The organism is Flavobacterium chungangensis (genome assembly GCF_042654045.1).
GTDB classification, from domain to species: domain Bacteria; phylum Bacteroidota; class Bacteroidia; order Flavobacteriales; family Flavobacteriaceae; genus Flavobacterium; species Flavobacterium chungangensis.
The window spans coordinates 83,943-97,768 of the sequence record NZ_JBHSFY010000013.1; the positions used below are offsets into that span (position 1 = coordinate 83,943).

Consider the following 13,826-nt stretch of genomic DNA (forward strand, 5'->3'; position numbering starts at 1 on the left):
CTTAAAATTTAGCATTTACTCCAAGCGAAATTGTTCTTGCTTGCGGATAGATATAACTATACTCTCGAACTCCGTTCATTCCTTTCGGACTTTTTTCTTTGTACCAATACGCCACATTTGTAGCATCGGCAAAAACAGAAAGAGCATCCAGAAAAGTATTTTTCAGCGGCACATTATAACTTAAATTAACATTGCTGATTCTGATGTAAGTAGCATCATAAACATACTTGCTTAAATTGTTTAGAATTGGCGAAAGTGTTACAGCCGACTGAGAAACATTATCGCCTGGATTTCTCCAATAATCGTATGCATTTACAGAAAGATTTCGGTTTGTTGTTACATTATATTGATCTATAAGCACGCTTGACGCCAATAAGTCACCACCAATTTGATAATCTCCTCTAACAGACAAAGTAAGATTATTATAGAAAGTAAAAGTGTTGTAAAAACCTCCGTAAGCATCTGCTTGCTTGTCTCCAATTGGCTCCCAATCGGCAACAGTGTGAAGTTCATTATAGGTTTTTGCATCGTAAACTTGACCATTTTTTTGCACAAGATCTCTTCCTGTTGCAGGATCTACACCAACCCATTTTATTCCCCATAATGTTGTAGTACTGTAGCCTATTTTTTGCGCCAATGCAATATTCGCTTCAGAATAATCGCTTCCTAGACCTTTTAAGTCGGTTACTTTGCTGTTTATTGTAGAAATATTAAATGCTGTTGTCCATTTAAAAGCATCGCTTTTTATCCATTTAATTCTAGTAGTAAGCTCAAAACCTTTATTGTACATACTGGCTGCGTTTAATTGCACTGCACTATAACCCGTTTCTGTCGGGATATCTCGGGCAGTAATTAAATTGCTTTTGTTGTCATAATAATATTCTAAAGTCAATTCGATTCTTTTGAAAATATTAAAATCAAATCCTGCATTGAATTTTGTGTTTTTTTCCCAACTTAACCTTCCATTTGGCGCAAAACCTGTAGTTGCTCCAATAGCACCATTATATCCGTTCTGGCTGATATTGTACAAACCTTTTGATCGGTACGAACCAATTTTAGAATTTCCTGTTGTACCATAACTCGCTTTTAATTTCAAGAAATCAATCCAAGAATTAGAGTCTAAAAAGTTTTCATTGCTAATAATCCAACCACCACCTAAACCTCCATTATGAGCCACATCGGTATCATCTCCAAAAACAGAACTCTGATCGCGACGGTAATTTGCCAACAAGAAATAGCGTTTTTTATAATTATAATTTACCTGCGAGAATAAAGAAACTCTCGAATTGTAACTGATTTCATTTCTGTAGGTCTGACCATCTTTAGATTCATCTTGAGGTGTGTTTGGATTATCATCTCTTATGGCATCTGTAACAGCATTAATACGGTTTGGCTCTAAAAATCCGACCCCAGATTGGTAATTGAAATCTGTTTTGTCTTCAGCCAATTCAAAACCAACAACACCATCAATTTCATTGTTTTCATTCAGTTGCTTATTGAACAAAGCTTGTCCTTGCCAGTTCCATTTAGTCGAATTTCTTTCATTGATAAGACGACGACCCCAAGCGGCATGCGTATCTCCGTTTAGAATAAAAGTTCCGTTAAACTGACCGCTTTCATTTGCTGCAGAAAAATAACGATCTTGTTCTTTATCGGTATAATCCATACCAAAAAGAGTAGAAAAACGAATGTTTTTATTGAGTTTATAAGATAAATTGATACTTCCTAAAAGACCAAAAGTCTGTGCTTCATTTTTGTTTTGTTCAATTGCCGCTAACGGATTTCCTCTCGTAGCACCGCTTAAACCTAAATCGGCATACGATCCGTCTGCATTGTATACGGGAAGAGTAGGAAGGTAGGCAAAACTATAAAAAATGTTAGGCGCATCTTTTTGTACAAAACTCGGATTCAGCATTAAATTGATATCCCATTTTCCAGAACTGTAGCCTAGATTAATTCCCGCATTTAATTGCTTAGACTCATTTCCAACCTGAGGTTCGTCAATTTTGGTGTAACTAACATTGGTTCTGTACGAAAATTTAGAAGTAGAACCCGAAACATTAAAATTATATTTATTATAAATTCCAGATCGGTTTAGAATGTTAAACCAATCGGTATTTACGCCATTATAAGCAACAGGAACATAGCCAGTTGTGGTGTTTTTCATGAACTCATTTCGAAGTTCGGTGTATTGTTCTCCATTTAAATATTTAATTTGATTAATGGCAGAAGAAACTCCCAACTGATTTGAAAAACCAAATTGCGTTTTACCTTTTTTACCTTTTTTAGTGGTAATTAAAATAACTCCATTTGCGCCATCGGCACCATAAATACCTACAGCTGCGGCATCTTTTAAAACAGAAATGGTTTCAATATTTTCTGGAGCAATTTTCATTAAAGGATTAGCGATGTTTTCAGAAAAATCGCCGCTTCCGTTAAACAAACTGCTGTCAATGGCATATTCTTCGCTCATTACAACGCCATCAATAATAATAAGCGGTTGCGAAGAAGTTCCAGTAATTGCGCCGCTTAAAGAAGATAATGTACCTTGACCGCGGATATTAATTTTTACAGGGCCACCTACACCAGAAGTATTTTCTACCATAACACCGGCAATTTGTCCCGTGATCATTTTATCAAAACTCTCAGAAGCTTGCTCGACAGCAATATCTTTGGCTTGTAAAGTCGAAATACTTCCAACAATTTCTTCTTTTAGTTTTGTAGTGCCATAAGACGAAGTAATCACAACAGGATTTAGTTCATCTGTCGCTTCTTGAAGATAAAAAACAAAAACTTTTTTGTCGTCTGCTTTTTGAGACTGGGTTTCCATTCCTAAAAAACCGGCTTCAAGAACCAGATTCGAAATCGTGTTTCCTTTTAGCTGATAGACAAACTTTCCGTTAAAATCAGTAATAGCGCCCATTCCAGTTCCTTTTATGCGAATAGAAGCACCTGGAAGCGGCTGTTTGTCTTTTGCGCTATAGACCGTTCCGCTAATCATTCTTGAAGTTTCCTGAACCGCTGAATTTGAAGTTTCAGGAACCGAAGGAGTCAATAAAACCTGCTTTTTCTGAATATAAAAGGCAATGTTTTTATCTTTTAATAATTGCGTTAAAACCGTTTCTAGCGAAGCATTATTAACATCTATATCGGCTAACTGATCGGTATCTATTTTTTTTGCATTATAAATGATTCTAAAATCACTTTGCTCTTCAATAGATTTGATAATTAGGCTTATAGGTTTGTTTTTTACATGTAATGTTATGAGTTTATTCTGAGAAAATCCTTTGAATCCAGATATGAGTAGGGCTAAGAAAAACAGAATTTTTCTTAAAACGGGTTGTATCGTAAATGTCATGTTTATTTATTTATCGCGGATTGGTGATTGTAATGGTTTTTTGTTGAATAGAATAATTAAATGGCGTGTCACGTTTTAGCAGTTCTAAAATGTTCTCGACACTAGATTCGCTAATTTTAATTGTACCCGTAAAATTCTGTCTGGCCAAATCAGAATTTTCGTTGATAATTTCAACATCATAAGTACGCTGAATAATTTTAGCGATTGTAGAAAATGGGGTGTCTTTAAAAGCAAGTTCGCCTTTTGTCCAGGCAGCATAAAAGGTTGGATCGACTTCTTTTAAGACCAGTTTTTTGGAATTATTTTGCCATGTAGCCATTTGGTTGGGCTCTAGCAAAATAGCATTAGAAGGATTAATGGCTTCAGACATTCGAATACTTCCTTCAATTAATGTACTATTAACTGTAGGGTTTTCGGGATAAGCGCTCACATTAAATGTGGTCCCGAGAACTTCAATGTCTGCTTGATTAGCATGAACAATAAACGGATGCATTTTGTCTTTGGCAACTTCAAAAAATGCCTCACCAGTTAAGTACACATTTCTGTTTCCGTTTAAGCCAAATTGCTCCGGATAGCGCAAAGTAGTTCCAGAATTTAAACTCACAACAGTACCATCTGAAAGTTTAAGTTTGAAACGTTTTCCGTACGGAATAGAAAGCGTATTATAAATCACTTTGTGATCCTGAACTTTGCCAAAGTAAATAATCTCCGTCGGAAATTTTTTGGCAACCACATCGCCTTTGTCATTTAAAAGAGTGGTCTGAGTTTTTCCAGAGAAATACTCCAGACGGCCGTCGCCTAATTCTAGAACAATTTCTTTTGGAGTTTCAGATTTACTGTTAAACAAATAAATAGTGGTTCCTAGACCCAAAAACAATAGAAAAACAGCAGCATATTGCAAATACTGTCTGATTTTGTTTTTTGATTTCATCTGAATTACCGGAACAGTTTCAATAGATAAATCGCAAGAAAGTGTGGTTAATGCCCAAATTTTCTTAGCCTTTATAAATTGTGTTTTGTTTTCTTCTGATGCTTCAATCCAATCAAAAAGTGCCTGAACTTCTTGTTCTGAAGCTTCATTAGAAAGGTATTTATTTAGTATTTCCGATGTCATATATGCTTTTTAAAACTTCTCGCCATTATAAGTACACCTCAGAATTAAAATACCCTAACTTTTATTCTTAATTATTATAAATAAGGATAAAAATCAAGAACAAATAATCCGATAAACGGGTCTTTAAAATCTTCAAAGCCTTTGTCATATGGGCTTCTACGGCTTTTAAGGAAACTCCTAGCTCTTCGGCGATTTCTGCATTTTTTTTATTCTCAAAGCGTTTTTTAATAAAAACTTCTCTGGTTTTTGGAGGCAGATCGCTGATAGATTCCTGAATTATGCGTTCTAATTCGGTTAATTCTAAAGTGTCAAACTGAATCGAATTTAAAACTTCGATATCCAATTCTCTTTCTTTGTGGTTTAAGAGGTCATTTTTGAATTTATCCTTCACTTTATTATGACGAATTAAATTCAAGCATTTTGATTTGGCATAAGTAAATAAGAAAGCTTGAATCCCGTTTATAGATTCTATTTCTTCTCTACTTTGCCATAGGTGTAGTAAGGATTCCTGAGCAAGATTTTCAGCTTCGTCTTGATCGTAAATAAATTGAACGCTGAAAGATTGAATTCTCCTAAAATATTTGTCGTAAAAAAACTTAAATGCAGTTTCGTCGCCTTCCTTAAAGGAATGGAAAAGATCTAATTCTAAACTGGCATTATTACTCATTAAACGAAATTTACTTTGGGTGAAGCAATATTAAAAGAAATTTTAAAAACTACTCAATTTTGCTCAGAAAGCGGCAAATATAAAAGTTTATTTATATTAATTCTAAATAAAATTCAAATAAACTACTTTCCTGAAAAAATTATTCAGAATAGGTTTAGTATTGCTGTTTTTTTAACCGAAAAGTATTGCTTTTTTAACCGCAAAGCACGCAAAGTTTTTTGTTTAGGATTCTTAAAAAAAATGCAAAGTCCGCAAAGCTTTGTCTAAAAACTTTGCGAACTTGGCGTAAACCTTTGCGAACTTTGCGGTTAAATAATTTTAACTGCAATGTATTGTTTTTTTTTAACCGCAAAGCACGCAAAGTTTTTTTGTTTAGGATTCTTAAAAAAACGCAAAGTCCGCAAAGCTTTGTCTAAAAAACTTTGCGAACTTGGCGTAAACCTTTGCGAACTTTGCGGTTAAAAAATTTTGAGGTTAATTAAGTATCAAATCTATATTTTTAGACAATCTATCTGCTAATTCAGGTGTAGTATTGTTATTTAAAACCCATGGAACCAGTTTTCCCTTGTTTATGATTTCATTTTTAGAATAAACTAAACTGAAATATTCCTGTAATTCATTGTAATCAACTGGTATGGGAAGATGTTTTTTATTTTCGGGAATTTCTTCAAAATAATATCTTGACTGCATTAAGGAAGGATATTTTTCTAATAAAAAATTATTCAAGGTATAAGAAGGGCCCGCTTTATACAAATCCTCTTTTAGTATTCCGGTAATTTTTAGATTGCCTATGTTCTGTTTTAAATCTTTGTAAGCTTCTTTGGTGGTAGAAAAATCAGATTGCAACAGCTTGTCTTTTTGCGATAACTGCCTAACAACCGAAAGTCTCACATAATCACCGTTTATTTCAATTACCTTAAAAATAAAGTATTTGTGTTCCATACTTTGACTCCCGTTAGAGCCACTTTGTTTGCTAAAGATAAAACTTCCCAATTGCAATTTATGCTCAGGACTGTTAATTGCTTTTTTCCATTGATAAGAATCATAAACTAATTTTTTGAAAGCATATAAAATGAATACCAAGACAACACCAGCGATAAATAATTTTTTCATTAAATTGAAATTTCATTAAAAGTACTACTTTTTAACCGCAAAGTATTGCTTTTTTAACCGCAAAGCACGCAAAGTTTTTTTGTTTAGGATTCTTATAAAAACGCGAAGTCCACAAAGCTTTGTCTAAAAACTTTGCGGACTTTGCGTAACTCTTCGCGCTCTTTGCGGTTAAAAAAGGCAAATATTTTCTAAAAAACTTTGCGAACCTTGCGTAAACTTTCGCGAACTTTGCGGTTAAATAACTTCGAGGTTAAATAATAACTTTACGTTTAAAATTCCTCCATCCAAAACCTATCAAAAGTAAATTGAAAAGCACTAAAGGTAAAATCGTTTTCATAAAACTCGTTTTAGAGTTATCTTTAAACGTTTCTACTTTAAAATCTTCCCATTTTTGTTGATTTACAGGTGCATTGTCGAATATTTTTGGATAAAAATGCAGACGTAATTTTTCGTGGAATTTAGTTGTTTCTTTTAAAAATAAAAGCTGATTGCGTAAATCCGACTTTGCGATTTCGTTTAACTGAATCTGTGTATGAAGCGTTGGAATAAACAGCGCTATTAATTCGCTGGCATGATTTCGCTGCTCTAATTTCGATTCTAATTCTTTGGACTGAATTGCCGATTCGTCGTCGCCCATTTGCTGCATCGCATAATACCAAAGCCAGCTAAATTCGGTATCAGGTAGTGCATATTTTTTAAACTGCGGATAGTGTTTGTAGAATTTATCTACCGTTTCCTGTTTGTCCATATCCCACTTTTCGTGATAGGCATTTCGTTGGGTAAGGGTTAATTCTAAAGCTTCGGGAACTTTATATTTGTTGATAATATAAGTATTGATTGCGGCCGGAAGAATGATAATGAAAAACAGCCAGATGGTTAACAGAATAACCGCATTGAAATTAGAATTCTTCTGCAGTGAAACAATGAAAAAACAAACCGCAAACCAAAATAAAATGTACAAAATAGAAAGTCCGTAAAACACAAAAAAGGATTGATCCAACGGAATCTGTAGAAAGACAACCGCCGCCAACAGAATCAAAGTTAAAAGCGCCGTTAAACTTAAAATTCTAACATAGAATAGTTTCAGGATATAAAAAAAAGTATTCGGACTTTGTACGGCAACAATCTTCCAGGTTCCTGATTCTTTTTCTTCAGAAATAATGTTATAAGAAAAAGCGATAATCAAAAGCGGGAACAGGTACAAAAGAACAAAACTAAAATCAATATTTCCAGACAATAAATTACTCGGATTATTGAGTTCCGAATCGTATTTCTGACCTTCTAAACCACGAATGGTAACATTTTGAATAGACGGATTAACATCTCGCTGCCCAATGGCCAAACTGTTAATTGGCAAAGTATTGTTGACCAATGAAAACTTGATGTAGTAGAGTAGGAGCCCAATTTCATCTTTATGGAAAGCGGCATTTCTGGCAATATGCTCTTTTTGATAAACTGCCGCTTCAGCAATATTATTTTGTTGTTTTTCCTGAAACTGATGGCCAATTAAAAGGCTTATAAAACCAATGATTAATAAAAAAAGTAATCCAATTTTGGTGCCTTTTGATCGTATAAAATTTTTAAATAAGAGTACTAGCATATTAGATGGCTTTTAGATTTTTAGCAGCAATTCTGATTAAAACAAACAATAGAATTACCCATAAAAGAATAGATACAATAGAAACGATTTCGGTTTTTAAAACTTCGCTAATGCTTTTTGGCTCATAATGAAATTCTTCAAGATCTGCCCAGTGTTCTTTGCCAATTATTAGCGGTTTATCATTTGGGCCAGGTTTTTTATTGCTGATGTATTTAACTTGCAATGCATTCATTTTCTGCGCCATTACATAACGGTATTTTTCCGCTTGTTTCTGGAAATCGATGTAAGAATCATAATCCGTATTCGATAATCCCATCGATAAATTTTTCATGGCGATATACGGATTCAGAAAAGAAACGGCTTTAGAAAAGCTGTTTTGTTGAGCATAAACCTTCAATAAATCTTCTAAATGTCTGTTGTAGATATTCGAACTGATTCGCTCACCTTCGGTCATAATAAACCCAGAATAATTAAAAGGAAGTTTTTGTACCGAATCGACTTTGTAAACTCGTAACAAAGAATCTTTTATTGCCTTATAATGCAAATCGTTAGGATTGTGGCTGTCACCTTGTTTTAAAATATCTTTTTCGATATTGCTGGTAAACTGAATTTTTGATGGCGCTTCATACAAATAAGCTCCAATAGCTTGTGTTGTTCTTGGCAAGATAATCGTTAAAATCAGCCAGATTCCAATTAAAGAAACCAATGCTTTCTTTGAAGTTTTGCTTGACGCCGAAACCAAAACGGCAACAACACAAAAGAACATTAGATAAATAAAATGAAACAGAATAAACAGCAGCATTTTGATCGTCTCATCTGCCGAAATTGAAAAATTCTGAAGCATTAGCCAGATTAAAACCAATACAATAATGGTTGGAACAAAAAGAAGCATAACAACGCTAGCAACACCAAGGATTTTGCCCCATAAAAGCTGTTTCCCATTAATTCCTTGGCTTAAAAGTATTTTTAGAGTTCCGTTTTCTCTTTCGTAAGCAACAGCATTAAATCCGATAAAAAAGATTAATAATGGCAGTAAAACTTGCAAAACCATAGCAATGCTGATTTCGCCAAAACGAAGCATACTGTTGGAAAAGCCAGCCTCAGAGAAATTGGCCGTATTTTGTTTGTGCGCTTCTAAGAAAATTGCATTTCCAAAAAAAGGTTCCATTCCAAATTCAAAAACGCTTAAAGAGGTGCTTTTTCTAAAGGCAAAATTGCCGTAATGCGCCATTCTATGCGGATTTTTGTCTGGGTTTTTCAGCCAGTCTTCGCGAGATTCATGCTGATATTTTTCACTGGTTTCGTTTTGGCTTTTGTAATTGTCCCAACCCGAAAAAGCGGCGAATAAAAGTAATGCGCCAATAAAAAAGGTAATGATATAAAGTGCGGGATTTTTAAAAACAGAATTTTTAAAATGCCTGGCTATAAGGAGTTCTGTATGTAATAATTTCATTTTTATTAAAATTTATCTGTTGAGTGTAATGTTTTAAACACATAGAAACATAGATTTAAGCTTCAAAAGAAGCATTTCGCTTGCACAATCTTGTCATTCCGAGGAACGAGGAATCTCCGCAATTAACTCCGCATAGTGAGTTGCCAATCTTTGTAGAGTTTCTTATGAAGATTGCTTCTCCAACAAACTTTGAGAGCTATGTGTTAGAAACTTAGTTTCTTTCAATTTCCTTCTTTTAGAAAAAAATCTATGTCTCTATGTGTTTAAATATTTTCATCTCAATAGAATTAAAATTTATAAGTTACGGTAAGGCTTGCATTTCTAGGACTTCCAGGAAATAAACGCAGGTAATTCTGCGCGCCAAGCCAATAGGTTTTGTTTAATAAATTGCCCGCATTTAGAGCAATTTGGATATTGCTTTTGTTGGGTTTGTAAAATAAAGCCGCATCAAAAATGGTAAAATCAGGAAGCGTAAAATCTCTTGTAAACCAAGGCACTTTACTGCTTTGATATTGAACTCCAAATCCAATTCCGAGATCTTTTAAAGCAGAATCAGCGGCAAAGTTGTAGCGCGTCCATAAATTGGCGCTATTTTTTGGTGTATTTTGCTTTCTTGCACCAATTAGAGCAGGATTGCTGTCTTGAGTTATTTCGGCATCGATATAACTGTAAGAAGCATTAATCTGCCAGTCTGGTGTAATATAACCTGCTAAATCACATTCAAAACCACGGCTTCTTTCAGCACCTCGCGTTACCAATAAATCCGGATTTGCCGGATCATTTGCGTTCATTAAAATATTACGCTGATTGATTTCGTAAACAGCAGCATTAAAAGTCATAGCGTTGTTTAAAAAAGTGGTTTTTATCCCGATTTCTTTCAAATCACTTTCTAAAGGATCAAATAGACTTCCGCCTGGCAAAGAACCCGTTTGAGGCATTAGCGTCACGGTATTTGATTGTGGCTGATAACCTTCTAGATAAGTCGTATAAACATTTATCGCACTATTTACAGCATAAGTGATTCCGATTCTGGGCAATAAAGCTGTTTTTTTAACAGTCAGTTCGTTGCTCGTTTCATAGTTCGTAATGTCTTCAAACCATTCGTTTCGCAACCCCAATAAAAAAGTAAACTTTTCCCACTGAATCTGATCTTGGATGTAAATAGCATTTGTAGTTGTTAATGCAGATGGCAGTGCCGTTCTTACATTCAAAGTATAATCGTCAGGACTTGTAATTCTATAAATCGGATTATTCAAATTAAAATAATCAACATTGGGTTTAGGTAAAACAATGCCATCAATCGTAACAGTTTGGTAATTCGAAGCATTTGCCAAAACAAAAGTGCTGGCAACAGTTCCATCTTTCAATAAATAACCTCTCCCTGCGTTTTGTCCGCCGCCTTTGTTTTTATTCCAGCTGCTTAAATCGTAACCTGTTAGTAGCTTATGATTTAGTTTGCCTGTTTTAAAATCGAAATTAAAATAAGCGCTTAAATTGTCGACATCCCAATTTTGCTGACGCTGTACAAATTGCATCATGGCAAGATTGGTAACGGGCTGATTATTCATGTCTACAGCAAAAGCATTTGTAGTTCTGTGTTCCTGCAGATCTTCTTTCCAGGTTTGCTTCATGTAGGATGCATTAAAACCAATTTTAGAATTGAATTTATGGGCAAAATTGGTCATCAAAATCATTTCTTTCGACTTGAAAAAATCACCTGGCGCACCAAGATTTAAACTTATCGGTGTTTTGTTCAGACTTGTTTTTCCCGCAACAGCACCAAAAATAGGCTGTCCGCGATCCAAAACTCCCGTCATATCGCTCAGAATTAGTTCTGTATTAATAGCCGTTTTTTCGTTTGGTATATAACTGAAAGAAGGTGAGATTAAAAATGATTTATTATTGACTAAATCACGAAATGATTTTGCTTGCTGATAAGCGCCGTTTACACGATATAAAAGTGTTTTAGATTCGTTTAACGGCCCAGTAAAATCAAGCGTTCCGCGCAAAGTGCTAAAACTTCCAACGCTCATGCTAACTTCTTTTCGGTCAATTGCCAAAGGCTTTTTGGTAACCATATTAATGCTTCCGCCTGGATCAACAGAAGAAAATGTAGCGCTCGACGGACCTTTAATAACTTCAATACGCTCAATATTGCTTGTTAAAGGCTGCAGAAAATAATACTGACGTGTTCGCATTCCGTTGATTATCTGTCCTTCTTCATTTTGACTAATACCGCGAATCGTGTATTGATTGTAATAACTTGCCGGAATTACGCCGCTAGACATTTTTACTGCATCAGCAAGATAAAAAGCGCCTTTGTCTGCAATTAATTCTTTGGTTATAGTCGAAATGGATTGCGGAATATCTTTGTTTAAAGCCGCAGTTTTAGTGGCAGCAAAAGAATAGTCGCTGTTGTATTTTTTGGTCGAACGTCCTACAATTTCAACAGTTTGCAATTCATTTCGTTTGGTTTCCATTTCCAGAGAATCTTTTGCAATACTGTCTTTAACTTTGTTATTGTTATTTTGAGCCTGGATGAAATGTGTACCGCCGATTAAAAGTAAAAAAGAGAATATATTTTTCATCTTAAACAGTCTGTAAATATAAATCTTCCAACTCATTTGCAGATATTTTGTTCGCTTCAATAACAGTAACAAGATTTCCCTGCCTCATTATCCCGATGTGCGAAGCCACTTCTCTCGCTCTAAAGATGTCGTGAGTTGCCATTAAAATTGCCGTTCCGTCTGCTGAAAGCTCTTTTAGAATCTGAGAAAATTCATTAGAAGCTTTTGGATCTAAACCGCTTGTAGGCTCATCTAACAAAAGCACTTTTGCTTTTTTTGCAATCGCAATTGCAATTCCCACTTTTTGGCGCATTCCTTTAGAATAACCGCCTAAATTTTGATTGTGTGCTTTGGCTTGTAGGCCTGCTTTGTCTAGAAAATAAGTTAATTCGCCATTAGAATAATTAAATCCTGCTAATGACGAAAAGAATTTAAGATTCTCTAAACCAGTAAGATTTGGATACAGCATTACGGTTTCTGGAATATAAGCCACATGTTTTTTCGTTTCCTGATTGTTTGCTGTAACCGATATATTATTGATTTCTAATTCTCCCGATGTTGGCTCGATAAAACCTAAAAACAAATTGATTGTTGTTGTTTTTCCTGCACCATTTTGTCCTAAAAGAGCAAAGATTTCGCCTTCTTTTATTGTTAAGTTTAAGGCATTCAAAGCCGTATGATCACCGTATTTTTTAGTTAGGTTTGTTGCTGTAAGCATAAGTTTTGTTTGTGGATAAAAATGATTTTTAAAAATAGATATAGAAATTTCAGGCTTTTAACGAGTTTTAAAAGCTTGATTATTAGTCTTTTATTAAATTATTACTGCAGCGAATGAATTGGCCTTTAATTGGGACTAATGAGTCCGAATTAAAAAAGGGTAATGTAAATTTTCTTTTACTCCATTAGAATAAATAGAATAAAGGTTTTGAGTTTAAAATAGTGCAGTAATTAAAAGAATGCAGGAGGCGCACGTAATGCAAAAAGACTTCCTTTGAAAAATGTTGTAATTCCCTCAAAATATAAGAATGTATAAGAGGTTTCGGCAACTGTTTTGTAAAACGTAAAGTGCTGAAACAGGTTGGGAATAAACGTGCTGAAAGCAAAATGACAAATATGGCAATTTGCATCCACCGAATGGCTGTGTGTTATTTCTTTTTGACCAGGAGTATATTTATGAGCGCAATGTTTTTCTGCCGACTGCTTTAAAATATGCTCATAGGAGTGAACCATCTGAAACAGCATGGCAAACAATACTGCAAAAGACATTAGGAAATTTACCGCTGTAATCTTCTTTTTCATTCCGTGGTATTTCTGCTGGATATTTAAAAGTTTAGTTATCAGATAAATAAACGCAACAGCGTTGCAAATATAAATATCTTATTTATAAATACAGATAAATATGCCTTATTTTTGGAACAACCTGCAGATTTGCAAAGTCATTCTTACTTCTATAAATTACTGTACAATAATTGCAGCGTGTGAAAATCGGATGAACCATCAAAATGCTTGTGAAGCACTTCTTGAAAAACAGGTTCTGTATTTTGAACACTGGCGAATAAAGTCATACACGATTGAAGTTTTTCTACATCAAGACTTTCAAAAATATCAGAAACGCTTTCTTCTTTTTTGGCAAGTTCTGAAGTAATTTCTGCAAGATGTTTTCCTAAAATGGGATGCTCCAGAAAAGCAATTGCTTCATCGGCATTTTTGATTTCGTAAAATTTGGAGTTATCGCTAGAACCCATTCCTTTTATTTGCGGAAAAATAAACCACATCCAAGGAGATTCTTTTTTACCCTTTTTGATTTCGTTTAGAGCTGTTAAATACAACTTGTTTTGAGCATCTAGAAAACGAAGTAATCCATTAGTATTGTAAGACATTCTTTATGATATTAATTTGGGGATATCAGGTCATAAAACTAGGCAAAATATATTTACCTATATGTGATCAAATC

General features: G+C 34.4%; 11 protein-coding genes. 1 reads left to right on the forward strand and 10 read right to left on the reverse strand.

What is annotated here, in order from left to right; genetic code table 11:
• Position 1: 1 nt before the first annotated feature.
• From ACFO3N_RS18835 to ACFO3N_RS18845, 3 genes are all read right to left on the reverse strand, one after another.
• Positions 2 to 3,358, reverse strand: coding sequence for a SusC/RagA family TonB-linked outer membrane protein (locus ACFO3N_RS18835; protein WP_379800338.1), 3,357 nt, complete (start codon positions 3,356 to 3,358; stop codon positions 2 to 4).
• Between the two features lie 10 nt (positions 3,359 to 3,368).
• Positions 3,369 to 4,472, reverse strand: a complete 1,104-nt coding sequence (locus tag ACFO3N_RS18840) for a FecR family protein (RefSeq protein WP_379800340.1) — start codon at positions 4,470 to 4,472, stop codon at positions 3,369 to 3,371.
• Between the two features lie 67 nt (positions 4,473 to 4,539).
• A complete protein-coding gene (locus tag ACFO3N_RS18845; protein ID WP_379800342.1) occupies positions 4,540 to 5,139 on the reverse strand; it encodes an RNA polymerase sigma-70 factor in 600 nt (199 codons plus the stop codon).
• Between the two features lie 15 nt (positions 5,140 to 5,154).
• Here ACFO3N_RS18845 and ACFO3N_RS18850 point away from each other — a divergent pair, with 15 nt between their 5' ends.
• Complete coding sequence (locus ACFO3N_RS18850; RefSeq protein ID WP_379800344.1) at positions 5,155 to 5,406, forward strand: hypothetical protein; 252 nt, start codon at positions 5,155 to 5,157, stop codon at positions 5,404 to 5,406.
• A 207-nt stretch (positions 5,407 to 5,613) separates the two neighbouring features.
• Here ACFO3N_RS18850 and ACFO3N_RS18855 read toward each other — a convergent pair whose 3' ends face one another.
• From ACFO3N_RS18855 to ACFO3N_RS18885, 7 genes are all read right to left on the reverse strand, one after another.
• Entirely contained in the window at positions 5,614 to 6,252 is a 639-nt protein-coding gene (locus ACFO3N_RS18855) for a hypothetical protein (RefSeq protein WP_379800346.1), read from the reverse strand.
• A 250-nt stretch (positions 6,253 to 6,502) separates the two neighbouring features.
• Entirely contained in the window at positions 6,503 to 7,852 is a 1,350-nt protein-coding gene (locus ACFO3N_RS18860) for a DUF3526 domain-containing protein (RefSeq protein WP_379800348.1), read from the reverse strand.
• A 1-nt stretch (position 7,853) separates the two neighbouring features.
• Positions 7,854 to 9,305: an ABC transporter permease gene (locus ACFO3N_RS18865; RefSeq protein ID WP_379800350.1), complete on the reverse strand. Its 1,452-nt coding sequence runs from the start codon at positions 9,303 to 9,305 to the stop codon at positions 7,854 to 7,856.
• A gap of 287 nt (positions 9,306 to 9,592) precedes the next feature.
• Positions 9,593 to 11,893, reverse strand: a complete 2,301-nt coding sequence (locus ACFO3N_RS18870) for a TonB-dependent siderophore receptor (protein WP_379800352.1) — start codon at positions 11,891 to 11,893, stop codon at positions 9,593 to 9,595.
• A gap of 1 nt (position 11,894) precedes the next feature.
• Positions 11,895 to 12,590, reverse strand: a complete 696-nt coding sequence (locus tag ACFO3N_RS18875) for an ABC transporter ATP-binding protein (RefSeq protein WP_379800354.1) — start codon at positions 12,588 to 12,590, stop codon at positions 11,895 to 11,897.
• Positions 12,591 to 12,820: 230 nt separating this feature from the next.
• A complete protein-coding gene (locus ACFO3N_RS18880; RefSeq protein ID WP_379800356.1) occupies positions 12,821 to 13,171 on the reverse strand; it encodes a hypothetical protein in 351 nt (116 codons plus the stop codon).
• 149 nt (positions 13,172 to 13,320) lie between these two features.
• The gene (locus ACFO3N_RS18885) at positions 13,321 to 13,752 is read right to left on the reverse strand and encodes a DUF1810 domain-containing protein (protein ID WP_379800358.1); all 432 of its coding nucleotides are present in this window, start codon (positions 13,750 to 13,752) and stop codon (positions 13,321 to 13,323) included.
• Positions 13,753 to 13,826 lie beyond the last annotated feature (74 nt).